Annotated in this window: 16 protein-coding genes and 1 tRNA gene; 13 read left to right on the forward strand and 4 right to left on the reverse strand. The window is 73.0% G+C overall.

Translation table 11 applies throughout. From position 1 onward, the window contains the following. The first annotated feature begins 45 nt into the window (after nucleotides 1-45). Nucleotides 46-996, forward strand: coding sequence for a transglycosylase domain-containing protein (locus DMP15_RS04570; protein WP_217266915.1), 951 nt, complete (start codon nucleotides 46-48; stop codon nucleotides 994-996). A 37-nt stretch (nucleotides 997-1,033) separates the two neighbouring features. Here DMP15_RS04570 and otsB read toward each other — a convergent pair whose 3' ends face one another. The 3 genes from otsB to DMP15_RS04585 are packed head-to-tail and all read right to left on the reverse strand — an operon-like array spanning nucleotide 1,034 to nucleotide 4,718. Next, entirely contained in the window at nucleotides 1,034-1,798 is a 765-nt protein-coding gene (gene otsB / locus DMP15_RS04575; RefSeq protein WP_073576734.1) for a trehalose-phosphatase, read from the reverse strand. Beyond that, on the reverse strand, nucleotides 1,795-3,213 hold the full coding sequence (locus DMP15_RS04580) for an alpha,alpha-trehalose-phosphate synthase (UDP-forming) (RefSeq protein WP_443217622.1): 1,419 nt from the start codon (nucleotides 3,211-3,213) through the stop codon (nucleotides 1,795-1,797). The genes otsB and DMP15_RS04580 overlap by 4 nt, the downstream gene beginning before the upstream one ends. Before the next feature lie 32 nt (nucleotides 3,214-3,245). Further along, entirely contained in the window at nucleotides 3,246-4,718 is a 1,473-nt protein-coding gene (locus tag DMP15_RS04585) for a threonine/serine ThrE exporter family protein (RefSeq protein ID WP_100878895.1), read from the reverse strand. A gap of 154 nt (nucleotides 4,719-4,872) precedes the next feature. Here DMP15_RS04585 and DMP15_RS04590 point away from each other — a divergent pair. The 12 genes from DMP15_RS04590 (at nucleotide 4,873) to DMP15_RS04645 (ending at nucleotide 14,913) form a co-directional block, all read left to right on the forward strand. Further along, a tRNA-Thr gene (locus tag DMP15_RS04590) sits at nucleotides 4,873-4,947 on the forward strand. A gap of 350 nt (nucleotides 4,948-5,297) precedes the next feature. Continuing rightward, nucleotides 5,298-5,477, forward strand: coding sequence for an Asp23/Gls24 family envelope stress response protein (locus DMP15_RS04595; protein ID WP_073576731.1), 180 nt, complete (start codon nucleotides 5,298-5,300; stop codon nucleotides 5,475-5,477). 366 nt (nucleotides 5,478-5,843) lie between these two features. Then, on the forward strand, nucleotides 5,844-5,987 hold the full coding sequence (locus tag DMP15_RS04600) for a hypothetical protein (RefSeq protein ID WP_161151993.1): 144 nt from the start codon (nucleotides 5,844-5,846) through the stop codon (nucleotides 5,985-5,987). A 118-nt stretch (nucleotides 5,988-6,105) separates the two neighbouring features. Beyond that, nucleotides 6,106-6,441: an Asp23/Gls24 family envelope stress response protein gene (locus tag DMP15_RS04605; protein ID WP_073576730.1), complete on the forward strand. Its 336-nt coding sequence runs from the start codon at nucleotides 6,106-6,108 to the stop codon at nucleotides 6,439-6,441. A 73-nt stretch (nucleotides 6,442-6,514) separates the two neighbouring features. Then, complete coding sequence (locus DMP15_RS04610; protein WP_083658818.1) at nucleotides 6,515-7,225, forward strand: RNA polymerase sigma factor; 711 nt, start codon at nucleotides 6,515-6,517, stop codon at nucleotides 7,223-7,225. Next, entirely contained in the window at nucleotides 7,222-7,833 is a 612-nt protein-coding gene (locus DMP15_RS04615) for an Asp23/Gls24 family envelope stress response protein (RefSeq protein ID WP_139282895.1), read from the forward strand. The genes DMP15_RS04610 and DMP15_RS04615 overlap by 4 nt, the downstream gene beginning before the upstream one ends. Nucleotides 7,834-8,035: 202 nt before the next feature. Further along, the gene (locus tag DMP15_RS04620) at nucleotides 8,036-8,983 is read left to right on the forward strand and encodes an acyl-CoA desaturase (RefSeq protein ID WP_073576728.1); all 948 of its coding nucleotides are present in this window, start codon (nucleotides 8,036-8,038) and stop codon (nucleotides 8,981-8,983) included. A gap of 59 nt (nucleotides 8,984-9,042) precedes the next feature. Then, complete coding sequence (locus DMP15_RS04625; RefSeq protein ID WP_073576920.1) at nucleotides 9,043-9,351, forward strand: YciI family protein; 309 nt, start codon at nucleotides 9,043-9,045, stop codon at nucleotides 9,349-9,351. A 159-nt stretch (nucleotides 9,352-9,510) separates the two neighbouring features. After that, nucleotides 9,511-11,046 (forward strand): acyl-CoA synthetase, encoded by a 1,536-nt coding sequence (locus tag DMP15_RS04630; RefSeq protein WP_073576919.1) that lies wholly within the window; start codon nucleotides 9,511-9,513, stop codon nucleotides 11,044-11,046. A 33-nt stretch (nucleotides 11,047-11,079) separates the two neighbouring features. Then, complete coding sequence (locus DMP15_RS04635; protein ID WP_073576727.1) at nucleotides 11,080-12,078, forward strand: LLM class flavin-dependent oxidoreductase; 999 nt, start codon at nucleotides 11,080-11,082, stop codon at nucleotides 12,076-12,078. Nucleotides 12,079-12,211: 133 nt separating this feature from the next. Further along, nucleotides 12,212-14,164 carry an acetoacetate--CoA ligase gene (locus DMP15_RS04640; RefSeq protein ID WP_073576726.1) on the forward strand — a complete coding sequence of 651 codons (1,953 nt, stop codon included), beginning with the start codon at nucleotides 12,212-12,214 and terminating at the stop codon, nucleotides 14,162-14,164. A 2-nt stretch (nucleotides 14,165-14,166) separates the two neighbouring features. Continuing rightward, nucleotides 14,167-14,913, forward strand: coding sequence for an LLM class flavin-dependent oxidoreductase (locus DMP15_RS04645; RefSeq protein ID WP_100878890.1), 747 nt, complete (start codon nucleotides 14,167-14,169; stop codon nucleotides 14,911-14,913). Nucleotides 14,914-14,925: 12 nt separating this feature from the next. Here the strand turns inward: DMP15_RS04645 and DMP15_RS04650 are convergent, their stop codons facing one another. After that, the gene (locus tag DMP15_RS04650; protein WP_073576724.1) at nucleotides 14,926-15,921 is read right to left on the reverse strand and encodes a PaaX family transcriptional regulator; all 996 of its coding nucleotides are present in this window, start codon (nucleotides 15,919-15,921) and stop codon (nucleotides 14,926-14,928) included. Nucleotides 15,922-16,077 lie beyond the last annotated feature (156 nt).

The following is a 16,077-nucleotide window of genomic DNA, read 5'->3' on the forward strand; positions in this document are numbered from 1 at the left end:
GGCGCCCGCCGGACCGGCCCCCCGCCGCGTCGCGGAGCGGCCCCCGTGCCCCGTCCCGAGGAGCCCCGCGCTCCGCGTCGCCCGATCGGGCCGCAGGTCGCGGCGCTGCGGGAACGACTGCGCCGGCTGCGGCCGCAGCGGCCCCCCGGGACCCCGCCGCCGTCGACCCGGGTCCGGCTGCGCAGGCTGCTGCGCTGGGCCCTGGTCGCCCAGGCCGTCCCGCTGGTCCTGGTGCTGCTGTTCACCCTGGTCAACCCGCCGTACACGATGTTCCGGCTGTGGAACTTCGGGCCCACCGTCGCGCAGTGGACCGACGCCGAGCACGTGTCGCGCAACTTCCTGATCGTGGTGATGGGGCAGGAGGACCAGCAGTTCCCGGAGCGCACCCTCGCCGTCGACTACGGGATGCAGTGGGCGCGCGTGCAGGCGTACATGGACGGCACCGACGACCCGTCCGGGTCGACCATCACCCAGCAGACGTCGAAGAACCTGTTCCTGTGGGCCGGGCGCTATCCGCCGCTGGAACCGGTGCGCAAGGCACTGGAGATCCCGCCGGCGGAGACGATGGAGCTCGTCATGTCCAAGCGCCGGATCCTGGAGATCTACGTCAACGTCGCGCAGTTCGCGCCGCGCGTCTACGGCGTCTGCGCCGCCTCCTGGTACTACTTCGGCAAGTCCAGCCGCTCGCTCAGCGTGGACGAGTCCGCGCAGCTCATCGGGCTGCTGCCGTCCCCGCTGCACGTCGAACGCGCCCCCGGCGGCGGCATGCGCTTCCTCGGCGACTCCAACGGCAACGGTGTCGCCGACCCCGGCGAACGCGGTTGGATCAGCGCGAAGGGCTACTGGCACGCCCGCGAGCGCGCCCCGCGCTGGTACAACCAGATGGGTGGGCTCGCCGCCACCGAGGGCCTCGGGATCCCCGGCAACGCCTCCGACCTGCCCGCCGCCGACGACCCGTGCCGCGAGCCCCCGGCCGCGCTGGCCGACCTCGACTGAGCTGCCGCGACCTGGTCAGGACCCGGTCAGGACCTGGTCAGGACCCGCAGCGCAGCGCGGCCAGCCGCTCCAGGACCCCGGCCATCTCCTGCGGGTCGGCGACCCGGAAGCGGGCCGCGGTGTCGCCGTCGCCGACCTTGATGCCGACGTCGCCGTCGCCCAGCACCCGGAACGCGGTCTCGTCGGTGACGTCGTCCCCGGCGAACAGCACCGCGTCCGCGTGCAGGGCCGACCGCAGCGCCTCCACCGCGGAGCCCTTGGTGGTCTCGACGACGGCCAGGTCCAGCACGTCCTTGCCCGCGACGGCGTCGACGCCGTCACCGGCCCACTCGGCGTCGACCCGCTCCAGCAGCGCCGCCCCGGCGGCCGGGTCCATGCCGCGCACGTGCACCGCTCCGCCCGCGGGCTTGGTCTCCAGGCGCGCCCCGGGGGTCCCGTCGACCAGGGTGCGCAGGCCGTCGAGCAGCGCGGTCCGCCGGCGCTCCTGCGCAGGCGTCAGCAGGCCGCCGCGCCCGAGCAGGGCGGCGAGCCCGTCGTCGTACTCGGCGCCGTGGCTGCCCACCAGCCCGACCGGCGGGACGAACCCGGAGACGGTTGCGAGGTCGTCGCGGCCGCGGCCGGACAGCATCACGACGGTCGTCGCGTCGTGCGCCGCGAGGCGCCGGACGGCGTCGGCCGAGGCGGGCAGCGGCCGCGACGCCGACGGGTCGTCGACCAGCGGGGCCAGTACGCCGTCGAAGTCGAGGGCGACGAGCAGCCGCCCCACGCCGGCGAGCTGCTCCACGGCGGCGTCGGGGCTCACTGCTCGACCCGGATGCCGAGCGCCTCCAGGAACCCGGTGGCCCAGCGGTCGACGTCGTGGTCGAGGACCTGGCGGCGCAGCGTGCGCATCCGTTTGCGCCCCTCTTCGGCGTTCATGGTCAGCGCCGCGTAGAGCGCCTCCTTGACGCCGTCGGTGTCGTGCGGGTTGACCAGCAGAGCGCTGGTCAGCTCGATCGCGGCACCGGCGAACTCGGACAGCACGAGACAGCCGCCGTCGTCGGGGCGGCAGGCGACGTACTCCTTGGCGACGAGGTTCATGCCGTCGCGCAGCGGGGTCACGAGCATGACGTCGGCGGCGAGGAAGAACGCGGCGAGCTCCTCGCGCGGCAGCGACCGGTGCAGGTAGTGCACCGCCGGGTGCCCGACGCGGGCGAACTCGCCGTTGATCCGGCCGACGGCCTGCTCGATGTCGGCGCGCATCTGCTGGTAGTGCTCGACCCGCTCCCGCGACGGCGTCGCCAGCTGGATCATCACCGCGTCGTCGACGGACACCCGCTCCTCCTCGAGGAGCTCGTGGAACGCGCGGAGCCGGACGTCGATGCCCTTGGTGTAGTCGAGCCGGTCGACCCCCAGCACGATCTTCTCCGGGCTGCCGAGCTCCGTCCGGATCTCGGCGGCGCGCTTCTCGACCTCGGGGGTCCGGGCCAGCTCGTCGAGCCGGTGCGAGTCGATCGAGATCGGGAACGCGCCGAGCCGGATCCGCCGTCCGCCGTGGTGGAGCACCTCGGGGTCGCGGTCGGGGGAGGCCCCGGCGAGCTCCTGGGCGAGCCAGTGGAAGTTGCGGACGCCGCCGTCGGTGTGGAAGCCGACGAGGTCCGCGCCGAGCAGTCCCTCCATGATCCGGGTCCGCCACGGGAGCTGGCGGAACAGCTCGACCGGCGGGAACGGGATGTGCAGGAAGAAGCCGATCCGCAGGTCCGGGCGCAGCTCGCGCAGCTTCCCCGGGATGAGCTGGAGCTGGTAGTCCTGCACCCAGACCGTCGCGCCCTGCGCGGCGACCTTGGCGACCTCCTCGGCGAAGCGCTGGTTCACCGCGGTGTAGGCCCGCCACCAGTGCCGGTGGAACTGCGGCGGTGCGACGACGTCGTGGTAGAGCGGCCAGAGCGTGCCGTTGGAGAAGCCCTCGTAGTAGTCGGTGACCTCCTGCGCGGTCAGCATCACCGGGAACAGCGACAGGCCGTCCTCGGCGAAGGGCTCGACCTCGGCGTCGGGGACGCCGGGCCAGCCGACCCAAGCACCCTCCCGGGCCCGCAGGGTCGGCTCCAGCGCCGTGACCAGGCCACCCGGGCTGCGACGCCAGGTGGTGCTGCCGTCCGGGTGCCGCTCCAGGTCCACGGGGAGCCTGTTGGCCACCACCACCAGATCCGCTGCGGTCACCGGTTCCCCTGTGGACACATGCCCTCCTCGACGCTCGCCCCGTGGCGACCCTACTTCGGATCGGCCCCGTCGGCCGTGGTGTCGGGCACCGGGGCGCCGACGGCCGCGGCGCCGGTGGGGGAGCTCTCGGCCCCGCCGGGCCGGTCCTCGGGACGGCGGCGCGGGCTGGCCACGAACTGCCCCAGGGCGACGCCCGCGGCCAGCGCCAGACCGACGGCCAGCGCGATCGTGATCGTCACCAATCCCTCGGACGGCCCCTCGATCGCCAGCTGGTAGAAGCCGCGGTAGGCGGCCAGACCGGGCAGCAGCGGGGTGACCCCGGCGAGGGTGACGACCATCGGCGGGGTCTGTGTGCCGCGCCGCAGCAGGCCCGCCGCGAGCCCGACGACCAGGGCCGCGGCCCCGGTCGCGGGTACCTGGCCGAGCCCGGCGTTCTGCGTGAGCAGGCCGTAGACCAGCCAGCTCGACGCGCCGACCGCGCCGGCGATCGGCAACGACCGCAACGGTGCGTACCCGGCGAGCGCGTAGAACGCCGCCGCCAGCGCACCGGCGACCAGCGAGAGCCCGAACTGGCCCGGTCCCGACGGCAGGTCCCCGGACACCTCGATCTGGGTCCCCATCGCGAGCCCGAGCTGCAGGCCGAGCACGACGCCGGTCAGAAGCCCCGCCGACAGCAGTGAGATCTCGACCATGCGGGCGGCCGCGGTCAGGTAGTAGCCGGTCAGGGCGTCCTGCACGGTGGAGACCACGCTCAGCCCGGACAGCAGCACCGTGATGCCCGCGGCGACGATGTAGGACGCCCGGGTGCCCGGCGGGAACACCTCCAGCTGCACCAGGGCGACCGTCGAGGCGGTGACGAGGAAGCCACCGACCACCTGCTGGAAGAACGCTGCGACCCCGCGCCGGGCCAGTACCCGGCCGATCCGGTCGATGATCGCGGTGGTGACGAACGCCGTCGTCGCGGTCAGCGGGCCGCCACCGAGCAGCAGGGCGATCGACGCGGCCAGCGCGGCCCAGCCGAACGTCGCCACCCAGCGGGGGTAGGGGTGCGGGTGCCGCACGACCTCGGAGACCTTCGACGACGCCGCCCGCACGTCGAGCCGACCCGCCTCGACGTCGCGGATGATCGCCTCGGTCTCGGCGAGGCGGGACAGGTCGAGCGTGCGGTAGCGGACCAGCCGCATCGTCGTCACCGGCTGGGCGGCGTTGCCGCGGTGGCAGCACATCGTGATCGAGGTGAACGTGATGTCCACGTCGACCGCCGGCAGACCTGCCAGGTTGGCCAGCCGCAGCATCGTCGCCGTGACCTCGTCGACCGATTCGCCGGAGGACAGCTCGATCTCACCGATCCGCATGCAGAGGTCCAGGACCTCCTGCACACGGGCGTCGTCGGGGACCTGCGGGCCGAGCATGAGCATCGGCACCGTCGACGGACCCGGGGTGAGCAGCCGTTTCGCGTCACGCCGCAGCGCGCCGCGCAGTCGCCGTGCGAACCGGTCGGCCGGCGGCGTCTCCTCGGCCACGATCCCTCCATTCCGTCGTGCGGGTCTGGCGTCGCCCACCAGGCTAGGGGCGGGCCGCCGACCGGCGTCGGGGCGTCGGCCTACCTCACACCGTCCGACGGCCGGGCGGGGTGAGCGGTTGCGACGGAGGGGCGGGTTAGGCTGGGGCCTGCCCGCCGGTGTAGCTCAGTGGTAGAGCAACCGCCTTGTAAGCGGTAGGTCGTCGGTTCGATCCCGACCTCCGGCTCCAGGTCCGATCAGCGGTCCGCTCCGGAACGTCTCCGGCAGGACCGCTCGCACGGCTCCCCGTGGTCGAGGCCGTGCCGGCCGGCCGACAGCGTGACGCAGGGCTATGGACGATTCGCGAGACGCCGGGTGGCAGGACGACCCTCCACTCTCGCCGGCACCGGTCTCCCCCGGTTGCGAGGACCGACCGCTCGGCGATGGTTCACATCACAGCACCGCCGCGTGAGGATCCTGTCCCGATCGTGTCCCACGGCTGTGGAACGGAACGAGACCTTCCGGCAACGGAGGCCTCCTCCGCCGCAGAGGCCCCGGCACACCAGGCGGCCGGGCCCGCGGCACGAAGGGAGACAGGACATGACCACCTCGGACACCCCCACGGCGACGACCCCGGGCCCGGCGGCGTCGGGCGCGCTGTCCTCCGGCCGGGGCAGTACCCGGATCGCCGAGGCAGTCGTCGCCGAGATCGCAGGTCCGGCGGCCCGCGAGGTCCGCGGCGTGTACACCCTCGGCGGCGGAGCGGCCCGCATCGCGTGACGTCCACCCCGGGCCGGCCCTCGCCCCGGCCGCGACCCGGGCGCTGAGCTGCGCTGCCGGAGGGAACTCGCACCCGGGCCCTGCGGCGAGGTCGACGGCCACCTTCCCCGGCCGTCGGACGGACGGCCTGCACGCCCGACGGGATCGCCGCCCTGGTCCGTGCATCCGTTGCCTCCGCCGGACGGGCGGCCGAGATCGTCGTCGTGATCGAGGGCTGCAGGTGCTCTCCGCGGCGCCGCACCGACCGGCTGCCTCTCGTCCGCGTCGACCAGGTGGTGAATCTGCGGGCGATGCGCCCGTCCGCGGTCGGTCCGCCGACGGACCCGGCATCACCCGATCACCGACGACGATGTCGAGGACGACCGAATGAGTGAGCACCATGCCGCTGACGTGCTGGTGGACAGGCCGGGCCCGGGGACCGTGGTGCTGCGGATCGTCGGCGAGGTCGATGCCGCACGCATGCCGGAGCTGCGGCGCACGTCATCGCGCTCGTGCCGGAACCGGTTCTGACCCGGTTGTGCGTGGACCTGGCTGCGATCGCACCTGACACACAGCCGGCGGCGCACGACCGGGCGCCCACCCCCCACACGACCTCGACAGCTCGCGACGACGAGAGAGGAGAGGGCCCATGACCGACCCCCGACCAGTACATCCTGACCACCTCAGTGTCCCACTCGCCGACGCGGTACGGGGCTGTCCGGGCGTCGTCGATCTCCACGGCGGGCCCTTCGGGACCGTCGCCACCCATCTGCCGGGACGGCGAGTCGTGGGTGTCCGCCTCGGCGTCGACCCGGGGAGCGCCGAGCGGACGGGCGCGGACGCTCGACGCTCCACGCATGTCGACGTCCACGTCGTCGGTCGCTACCCCCATCCGATCGCCGAGATCGCCGACCAGGTCAGAGCCGCTGTCCGCTGTGTCATCCCCGACGCGGGAATCACCGTCACCGTCGAGGACTACAGGTGACCCCCGCCCGTTGCGCGCGTGGGCGCACTGCTCCGCCGGGCGGGATGTTCGTGTCTACGCAACGATCGTCCGCATGTCCGTCGCCCCTGTCGCCGGCTCGGGGGCGTCGGCGCACTCGGCACCGCAGCAACGAGTTCCCGAGGCCGACAGGTCGGCGTCGACCATCCCGCCGGAGGTACGGAGCCACGTGGCGCACGACGACAGCCGGCCCCGCCCCGTCCCGGCGCGGCGTGGGCCCCGTCCCGAGCGGCTCGACCACCAGGCCGACGACTGGCTCGTCGGCAAGGCCCAGGAGGGTTCGCTCGACGCCTACGAGGCGCTCGTACGGCGACACCGCGACCGCATCTACCGGATCGCCCTGCGCATGCTCGGCAACCCCGACGACGCCGAGGACGTCGCCCAGGAGGTCGTCATCCAGCTGTGGACGGCGCTGGCCGGATTCGCGGGCACGAGCCTGTTCACCACGTGGCTCTACCGCATCGTGGTGAACCGTTGTCTGGGCACGATCAGGCGTCGCCGTGAGGACACACCCCTGACCGATCCCGACATCGTCAGTTCGCCGGGCGCCGACGCCCAGGTGATGGCCAGGAACAGGCTCTCGGCGATGCTGGCGGCGGTCACCGGTCTCCCACCTGAACAGCGGGCCCCCGTCGTGCTGGTGGACATCGAGCAGCTGGGCTACGACGAGGCCGCCGCCATCCTCGGCGTCTCCGAACCGACCTTGCGCGGCCGTCTGTACCGAGCCCGCCGCCGGCTCGCCGACACCATGCGGGAGTGGGCATGACCGAGCACGACCAGCCCGACCACACCGACCGTCGGGACCGGGACACCCTCACCTGCGGCAGGTCGGTCGACACGCTGCTCACCCAGGTCGCCGACGGCCGCGGTGCCGACCGTGACGTGCACCAGCAGGGCTGCGTGCACTGCCAGGCGGCTCTCGCGGAGTACGACCGGCTGTTGTCACCCCTGCGCGACCTGGCCGCCGAGCAGGTGATCGCGCCCGAGGGGCCGATGGAGGAGGCGCTCGCGCGCATCCGCAGCGCGATCGACGACAGCGACTACGCCACCGTCCGCACTGCCGACGGGCTCACCCGCGTCGCCGCGCGGGTGGTCGTCGCCGCTGCGCGGCACTCCGCCGAAGGTGTTCCCGGTGTCCGCGTCGCCCTGAGCCGTGACCTGTCCGGCCACCGCGACTCGGACTCCGAGGTCACCGCAGGCGTCGCCGGGGCGAGCACGGCCCTGGAGATCACCCTCGCCGCGGACTTCGGACGCCCGCTGCACCAGCTCGCCGACGACGTCCGCCGCGCCGTGGTCGCCACGGTCCGCCACCTCACGGACCTCGAACCCGTCCAGGTCACCGTGCTCATCGACGACGTCTTCACCGAACCCTGAGGATCGCGGTGACGTACGCCGCCCGCCCGATCGCGGGCTCCCCGGTGAGCTGTTCACCGCGAGCGGACGGTCACGTCGTCGTCGCAGGTTCTGCTCACGGGGGTACGGGATCGCGCGAACGGCCCAGCCGAGGAGATACCCCCTTCCACACAGGGGGGCCAGCCGGACTGTGCCGACGCCGGTCACCCGATGTAGTGGAGCCATGACAACACTCGACGCGGCACCGGCTCCCACGAAGAGCGGGCCCGCACCCGTCCTGGACGGGAAGCGCCCGCCGGGGGAGATGTTCCTGGTGGGGCTGTTCGTCGTCCTGCCGACCCTGGCGCTGCTCGCGGCCGTCCCCCTCGCCTGGGGGGCGGGCTTCCTGGGCTGGACCGACGTCGTGCTGGCTGTCGTCTTCTACTACGTGAGCTGCCTCGGCGTCACGGTCGGGTTCCACCGGTACTTCACCCACGGCGCGTTCAAGGCGAAGCGCCCGCTGCGGATCGCGCTGGCGATCGCGGGCAGCCTGTCGCTGCAGGGCAGCGTGCTCGACTGGGTCGGTGACCACCGCCGGCACCACGCGTTCTCCGACAAGGAGGGCGACCCGCACTCGCCGTGGCTCTACGGCACCGGCCCGATGGCCCTGGTCAAGGGCTTCTGGCACGCCCATCTGGGCTGGCTGTTCCAGCGCGACCTGACCAATATGAAGCGGTTCGCCCCGGACCTGCTGGAGGACCGCGACATCGCCCGCGTCGACAAGGCGTTCCCGCTGATCGTCGTCGCGAGCCTGCTCGGCCCGGCACTGCTCGGCGGTCTGATCACGATGTCCTGGTGGGGTGCGCTGACCGCGCTGTTCTGGGCGGGCTTCGTCCGCGTCGCGGTGCTGCACCACGTGACCTGGTCGATCAACTCGATCTGCCACATCTGGGGCGAGCGCCCGTTCGCCGCACGCGACAAGTCCGCCAACGTCTGGTGGCTGGCCGTGCTGTCCTGCGGCGAGTCCTGGCACAACCTGCACCACGCCGACCCGACCTGCGCCCGGCACGGCGTGAAGAAGGGCCAGATCGACATCTCCGCCGTGGTCATCCGCGGTTTCGAGAAGGCGGGCTGGGCGACGAACGTCCGCTGGCCCACCACCCGTCGCCTGGAGCGCCTCGCGGCGAAGTGACGACGGACGACGACGCCGACGGTGGCCCCGTCGGCGTCGCCGCGTGCGAGGATCGCGGTGTGGCCACGACTTTCGCACTGATCTACACCTACACCGACGACACGGAGCTCCGGGACGCCACGCGTCCGGCCCACCGTGACTACCTGCGCCCCCTCGCCGAGGACGGGACGATGCTCGTCGCCGGCGCCTGGGCCCCGGGTGAGGCCCCGGGCGGCCTGCTGATCTTCCGCGTCGAGGACCGGGCCGCCGTGCAGGCGATCGTCGACGCGGACCCGTTCTCCACGGCCGGCGTCGTGGCCCGCGCCGAGATCCGCGAGTGGGCGCCGCCGCTGGGCCCGCTGGCCGGGGCGCTGACCGGGCAGGCGTAGGCACCACTCCCCGCACCACGACGGCGGACGGACCGGGACCACTCCCGGGCCGTCCGCCGTCGGCGTTCCCCACCCCGGTCGGGCAGGAATTCTTGACAACTGTCCAGATTCCCGCCACGGTCGTCGCTGTCCGCAACGGTGCAGATCCGGGGAGCCGCGATGTCGCTGACCTTCTACCTCGACAAGGGCGCCTCCCTCGATCCCGCGGCCCCCTGTCTGACCCTCGACGGCACGACGCTGTCCTACGGCGACGTCGTCGAGCTCTCGCACTCCGTCGCGCGGGCGCTGCGCCGCTCCGGCGTCGCGCCGGGGGACAAGGTCGGCATCCTCTCGGCGAACGACCCGACCGCGTTCTCCTGCGTGTTCGGCATCGCCCGCGCCGGCGCGGTGTGGTGCCCGATCAACCCGCGCAACGCGGCGGGCGAGACCGCCGAACTGCTCGATCTGTTCGACTGCACCACGCTGATCTACCAGCCCTCCTTCGACGGCCTGGTCGCCGAGATCGCCCCGGACCTCCCGCAGCTGACCACCCTCGTGCGTCTCGGTGACCCCGGCCCGGACGGTCGTGCCGAGGCCTTCGACGCCTGGCTCGACGCCGCCCGCGACGACCCGTCCGCCGAGGCGGCACCGCCCGACGAGATCGTGGCGCTGGTCGGCACCGGCGGCACCACCGGGCGTCCCAAGGGCGTGCTGCTGACCGACCGCAACGTCGAGACGATGTCGGCGATCACGCTGATGAGCTATCCGTTCGGCGAGCGGCCCGTGTACCTCGCGCTGGCGCCCCTGACCCACGCCGCGGGCGTCCTGTGCTTCCCGGTGCTGGCTCGCGGCGGCGAGGTCGTGATCATGGCGAAGCCCGACGTCGGCCGGTTCCTGGAGCTGATCGAGGCGCACCGGGTCACGCACACGTTCCTGCCGCCCACGCTGATCTACATGGTCCTCGGCCACGAGGCGCTCGACGCGACGGACCTGTCGTCGCTGCAGTGCTTCTGGTACGGCGCGGCCCCGATGTCGGTGGCCCGGCTGACCGAGGCGCTGGACCGGATCGGGCCGATGGCGCAGCTGTTCGGCCAGTCCGAGGCCCCCATGATGATCTCGACGATGTCGCCCGCCGAGCACCGTCACGCCGACGGGAGCGTCGCCACCGAACGGCTGGCCTCGGCCGGGCGGCCGTCGCCGCTGGTCACCGTCGCGATCCTGGACCAGCAGGGCCACCCGGTCCCGCGTGGTGAGCGCGGCGAGATCTGTGTGCGCGGTTCGCTGGTGATGGCGGGCTACCACCGCAACCCCGAGGCGACCGCGGAGGTGTCGGCGCACGGCTGGCACCACACGGGCGACATCGGCCTGCTCGACGACGACGGGTTCCTGCACATCGTCGACCGGGCCAAGGACATGGTCATCTCCGGTGGGTTCAACGTGTACTCCGCCGAGGTGGAGCAGGCCCTGATGGCGCACGACGCCGTCCGGGACTGCGCGGTCGTCGGGCTGCCCGACGAGAAGTGGGGCGAACGGGTCACCGCGGTGGTCCAGCCCCAGCCCGGTGCCGAGATCGACACCGAGGAACTGGTCGCGTTCGTCAAGGCGCGCATCGGCTCCGTGAAGGCCCCCAAGCAGGTCGAGCTCTGGGCCGATCTTCCGCGCTCGACCGTGGGTAAGGTTCTCAAGAACGAGATCCGCGTCACACTCTCCCGTTAGCGACCCTGTCATGCCGCAAGGAGGCAGCATCACATGAAGCTCGCTCTGTACCTCCCCAACTTCCGCGACCTCGTCACGGTCAAGGAGCTGGAGGACCTCACCGCGCTCGCCGAGGAGCTCGACTTCGACTCGGTCTGGACGCTCGACCGGATCGTCGTCCCCGAGAAGTCCGACCGTCAGGAGCTGCAGTACTCCTTCGGCATGATGGACGGGCTGCCGAACGGGCTGCCGGTGTCCTCGCGCGGTCGGTGGTTCCAGGGCTACCCGCTGATCCCGTGGCTCGCCGCGAAGACCACCAAGGTCCGCATCGGCATGAGCATCATCGACACGCCGTTCCGCTCGCCCGGCGTCCTCGCCGCTGAGCTGGCGACCATCGACCACCTCGCCGGCGGCCGGCTCAACGTCGGTGTCGGCTCCGGCTGGATGCCCGAGGAGTTCGCCGCGGCGAGCGCCACGGACATCTTCCCGAGGCGCCACAAGCACGTGCGCGAGTCGATCGAGATCATGCAGGGCATCTGGGACAAGGGCGCCGACCACTACGAGTTCCACGGCGAGTTCGCCGACTTCGACGCCTGCGGCTTCGGGCACAAGCCGCTGCAGGACCCGCGCCCGCCGATCTTCATGAGCGGCCTCAAGGACCCGCTGCGCTCGGCGCGCCGGATCACCAAGTACGACCTCGACGGCTGGATCGGCATCCAGGACTCGCCCGAGCGCCTCGCCCAGTGGATCACCGCCATCGACGAGCAGTTCGAGGAGATCGGCAGCCCGAAGCGGGCCAAGGACCTGGAGATCTGCTCGATGATCTGGACGGTCATCACCGACGAGGAGGTCGACCAGACCGTCAACGGTGTCGCGTCGAACCTGCTGGTGGGCACCGAGAAGCAGCTCACCGACCGGCTCAAGGCGTACAAGGAGGCGGGCATGACCATGCCGCTGATCTGGCCGCCGTTCGCCGACGTCCCGGTGTCCAAGACGCTCGACGACCTCAAGCGGATCAAGAACGACATCATGCCGAAGGTGCTCGCCTCCTGAGCACCCCGAGCCGGGTGTCCCTCGGCGACCCCGCCGAGGGCTGACCGCGGCACCGCACCGCAGCACCGCGTCGGCGGGTCCACCTCCCGGGTGGGCCCGCCGACGCGCGGGACGCCCCACGGAGGAGACACCGATGACCGACGTCCTCTGGAGCCCGTCGGCGGAGCGCATCGAGCAGTCCGCGCTGCGCGCCTACCTGGACTGGCTGGCCGAGCGGGAGGGCCGTCCGTTCGACGACCACGACGCCCTGCACACGTGGTCGGTCGCCGACGTCGACCGGTTCTGGCGCTCGGTCGTCGACTACTACGACGTCGCGTTCTCGACGCCGTGGGAACAGGTCCGCACCGCGGACGACATGCCGCACACCCGGTGGTTCACCGGGGCCCGGCTGAACTGGGCCGAGCACGCGCTGCGCCGCGGCGCCGACGACGACCCCGCGCTGGTGTGCGTGCAGGAGGGCGGGGCGCCCGCCCGGGAGATCACCCGTGGCGGGCTCCGCCGGTCGGTCGCGGCCGCCGCCGGCTGGCTGCGCCGGGCCGGGGTGCGCCCCGGGGACCGGGTCTGCGCCTACCTGCCCAACACCGAGCACGCCGTGATCGGGCTGCTGGCCGCGGCCGCGGTCGGCGCGGTCTGGTCGTGCTGCTCGCCGGACTTCGGTGCCGAGGGCACCATCGGCCGGCTCGCCCAGCTCGAACCGACCGTGCTCGTCGTCGCCGACGGCTACCACTGGAACGGCCACGAGGTCGACCGCGCCGACGTCGTCGCGCGGCTGCGGGCCGAGCTGCCGACGGTGCGCCACGTCGTGGCCGTCCCCTCCGTGTTCGACCGGCCGGTGCCGGAGGGCGCGACGCCGTGGGCCGAGCTGCTCGCCGTCGACGCCGAGCCGGAGTTCGCGCAGGTCGAGTTCTCGCACCCGCTGTGGGTGCTGTTCACCTCCGGCACCACCGGCCTGCCGAAGGGCCTCGTGCACGGCCACGGCGGCATCACCCTCGAGGGCCTGAAGTGGTCCGGGCTGTACTGCGGCCTGCGGCCCGGCGAGCGCATGTTCACCTACACCTCCACCGGCTGGGCGCTGTGGAACATGCAGCTCGGGGCGCTCACCCAGGGCGCGAGCATCGTGCTCTACGAGGGCAGCCCCGGCCACCCGCCGGGTGCGGTCTGGGAGGTCGCCGCCCGGACCGGCGCCGACGTCGTCCTGATGGGGGCGGCGGTCGTCACGGCGACGGCGAACACCGGGGTGTCCCCGCGCACCGAGCACGACCTGTCCCGGCTGCGGCACGTCATGGTCAGCGGCTCGGCGCTGCCGCCCGCCGGCTACGACTGGCTGTACTCCCACGTCCGCTCGGACATGCGGATCGACTCGACCAGCGGCGGCACCGACGTCTCCGGCTCCTTCGTCGGCGCGAACGAATACTCGCCGGTGCGGGCCGGGCGGATCGGCGGTCGCCTGGCCGGTGTCGACTGCGCGGCCTGGGACGACGACGGGAACCCCGTCGTCGACGAGGTCGGTGACCTGGTGGTCCTCCAGCCGATGCCGTCGATGCCGGTGCACCTGTGGAACGACCCGGACGCCGAGCGCTACACCGACTCCTACTTCGACACCTGGCCCGGCGTGTGGCGGCACGGGGACTGGGTGACCCTGCACGCCGACGGCAGCGTCGCCATCCACGGCCGCTCGGACTCCACGCTCAACCGGCAGGGCGTCCGGCTGGGCAGCGGCGACTTCTACGACGTCCTCGACACGATGGAGGAGATCGACGAGGCGCTGGTCGTCGGCGTCGATCTCCCCGACGACGAGTACTGGCTGGGCCTGTTCGTCGTCCCCGCGCAGGGTCACACCCTCGACGACGACCTGCGGGCCACGATCGTGTCCGCCCTGCGGTCCCGGCTGACGCCGCGGCACGTCCCGGACGAGATCGTCGAGGCGCCCGCGGTGCCGCACACGCTGAGTGGGAAGCGGCTGGAGGTCCCGATCAAGAAGCTGATGGCGGGCCGTCCGCTGGAGAGGGCCGCGAACCTGGCCTCGGTCGACGATCCGGACGCACTGCGCTGGTACGCCCGGTTCGCCGCGGACCGGCGGGCGTAGCGGTGCGCCTCGGCGCGACGCTCGCGCACCTGTCCGACGCGCCGCCGTACCCGGTCGCCGGGTGGGCCCGGCGACTCGCCGGTGCCGGTTTCGCGCACCTGTGGGCGCCGGAGATCATCGGCCGTGGACGGCTGGTGCCCGACCCGTTCGTCGCGCTGGCCGTCGCGGCCGGGGCCACCGACGGCGTCGGCCTGTCGACGGGCACGGTGCAGGTCCCGCTGCACCACCCGGTCGAACTGGCCCACCGGATGCTGTCGCTGCAGGCGGTCTGCGGGGACCGGCTCGCGTTCGGCATCAGCCCCGGCTCCACCCGCGCCGACTACGCCGCCCTCGGCCGCGACCACCGCGGTCGTTTCCGGATGTTCGACGAGAACGTGGTCCGGCTCCGTGACCTGCTGGAACGTGGTGGTGATGCCGACGCCCGGCTCGCCGACCCGCCGGCCACCCGGCCGCCGCTGCTGCTCGGCTCCTGGGGTGCGAACGTGGAGAAGGCCGCCCGCGGCTTCGACGGTTGGCTCGCCTCCGGCTACCGCACCACGCCCGACGAGATGGTCGAGGCCCTCGGCCGCTTCCGGGCCGCCGGGGGGCGACGTGCGGTCGCCTACGCCCTGCCGGTGCCCGCGGGTGCCGACCTCGGTCGCCTCCGCGACGACCTGGAGCGCTACGCCGATGCGGGGTTCGACGACGCCGTCGTGGTGATCGGGTCGGGCGGCCCGGACCCCGACGAGGTCCGGGCGCTGCTGCCATAGCGCGGTGCCCGCTCAGGCCGACGGCCTGCCGCGGCCCACCTCGTCGAGCCTGCGCTCGCGGACCGCCTGCTCGAACGGGGTGTCGCCCCGTGCCCGCCGGTCGCCGAGCTCGGAGTACAGGCGCGCGATGCGGGCGCTGTCGTGGTGCGAGGCCAGCTCGGCGAGACCCGGGTCGACCTCGGCGAGTACCTGCCGGAACCGGTGCTCCGCCAACGGCCCGAGCCGGTCGTAGACCTCGATGAACAGCCGTTGCGCCTCCGGCCGTGCCCACCCCGCCGGGAGCATGACCGCGGGGAGGTCGGGGTCGCGCTCGGGGAAGGTGCGCCACGCCACCCGCAGCTCGGTGCGGATCCGCAGCGCCTCGGCCGGGCCGATCCGGCCCGCGGCGAGGCCGTCGCGCAGCGGTGCGTAGATCCGGACGAACTCCGCGTACTCGGCGGCCAGGCCCTCCACGTCGAACGCCGACGCGGGCCCCCCGCCGTGCGGGCCGCCGGGCACCTCGGTCGCCCGCAGGACGGTCGCCCGACCGATGCCGAGCTCGGCGACGAGGTCGCGGGCGGGCCCGGCGAGGTCGTGCGGCGAGACCCACAGGCCGTCGTACAGGGCGGCGAGCCCGAGTACCCGCAGCCGGGAGCGCAGCGCCGTGCGGATCTCGCGTTCCTGTTCGGGCACCGAGAACGCGACGACGGTCCACCGGCCGTCCCAGGGCGGCGCGGACGCGCCGAAGACCAGCATCCGGTGGGTCCGGTGCACGATGACGTCGCTGGTCCGGGGCGGGATGCCGTAGGCCGTGGTCCGGCCGGCGCGCGAGGTCGTCAGCAGCCCCTTGGCGGCGAGCCGCCGCATCGCCGCACGGGCGTTCTCCCGGCCGATCCCGAACTCGGCGAGCAGCCGGACCAGCGCGGCGGACGGGATGTGCTCGTCACGCCAGTACCAGTAGTCGCCGAGCAGCGAGGTCAGCAGCAGCTGTGGCTCCGCCCGTGTGCGCCCGTCGTCCGGCATCGACATCCCTCCCGCGGGGGAGCGTACGTGTCGCCCGTCGGTCTTCCGCAGAGCGGAAAGGAGGTGTTGTCATAGGCGACACCTCGTGCGACGCTCGTCGCTGTCGACGTCGGCAATGATCGTGAACCGCCGACCGGCCCACACATGGCACGACCCAACGCA

It is taken from the genome of Pseudonocardia sp. UM4_GMWB1 (assembly GCF_017312155.1).
In the GTDB taxonomy this organism is placed as follows: Bacteria; Actinomycetota; Actinomycetes; order Mycobacteriales; family Pseudonocardiaceae; genus Pseudonocardia; species Pseudonocardia alni.

Coding starts and splice junctions, on each gene's coding strand:
- DMP15_RS04595 (WP_073576731.1), top strand. CDS start 5,298: ATGACCACCTCGGACACCCCCACGGCGACGACCCCGGGCCCGGCGGCG.
- DMP15_RS04600 (WP_161151993.1), top strand. CDS start 5,844: ATGAGTGAGCACCATGCCGCTGACGTGCTGGTGGACAGGCCGGGCCCG.
- DMP15_RS04605 (WP_073576730.1), top strand. CDS start 6,106: ATGACCGACCCCCGACCAGTACATCCTGACCACCTCAGTGTCCCACTC.
- DMP15_RS04610 (WP_083658818.1), top strand. CDS start 6,515: ATGTCCGTCGCCCCTGTCGCCGGCTCGGGGGCGTCGGCGCACTCGGCA.
- DMP15_RS04615 (WP_139282895.1), top strand. CDS start 7,222: ATGACCGAGCACGACCAGCCCGACCACACCGACCGTCGGGACCGGGAC.
- DMP15_RS04620 (WP_073576728.1), top strand. CDS start 8,036: ATGACAACACTCGACGCGGCACCGGCTCCCACGAAGAGCGGGCCCGCA.
- DMP15_RS04630 (WP_073576919.1), top strand. CDS start 9,511: ATGTCGCTGACCTTCTACCTCGACAAGGGCGCCTCCCTCGATCCCGCG.
- DMP15_RS04635 (WP_073576727.1), top strand. CDS start 11,080: ATGAAGCTCGCTCTGTACCTCCCCAACTTCCGCGACCTCGTCACGGTC.
- DMP15_RS04640 (WP_073576726.1), top strand. CDS start 12,212: ATGACCGACGTCCTCTGGAGCCCGTCGGCGGAGCGCATCGAGCAGTCC.
- DMP15_RS04650 (WP_073576724.1), bottom strand. CDS start 15,921: ATGTCGATGCCGGACGACGGGCGCACACGGGCGGAGCCACAGCTGCTG.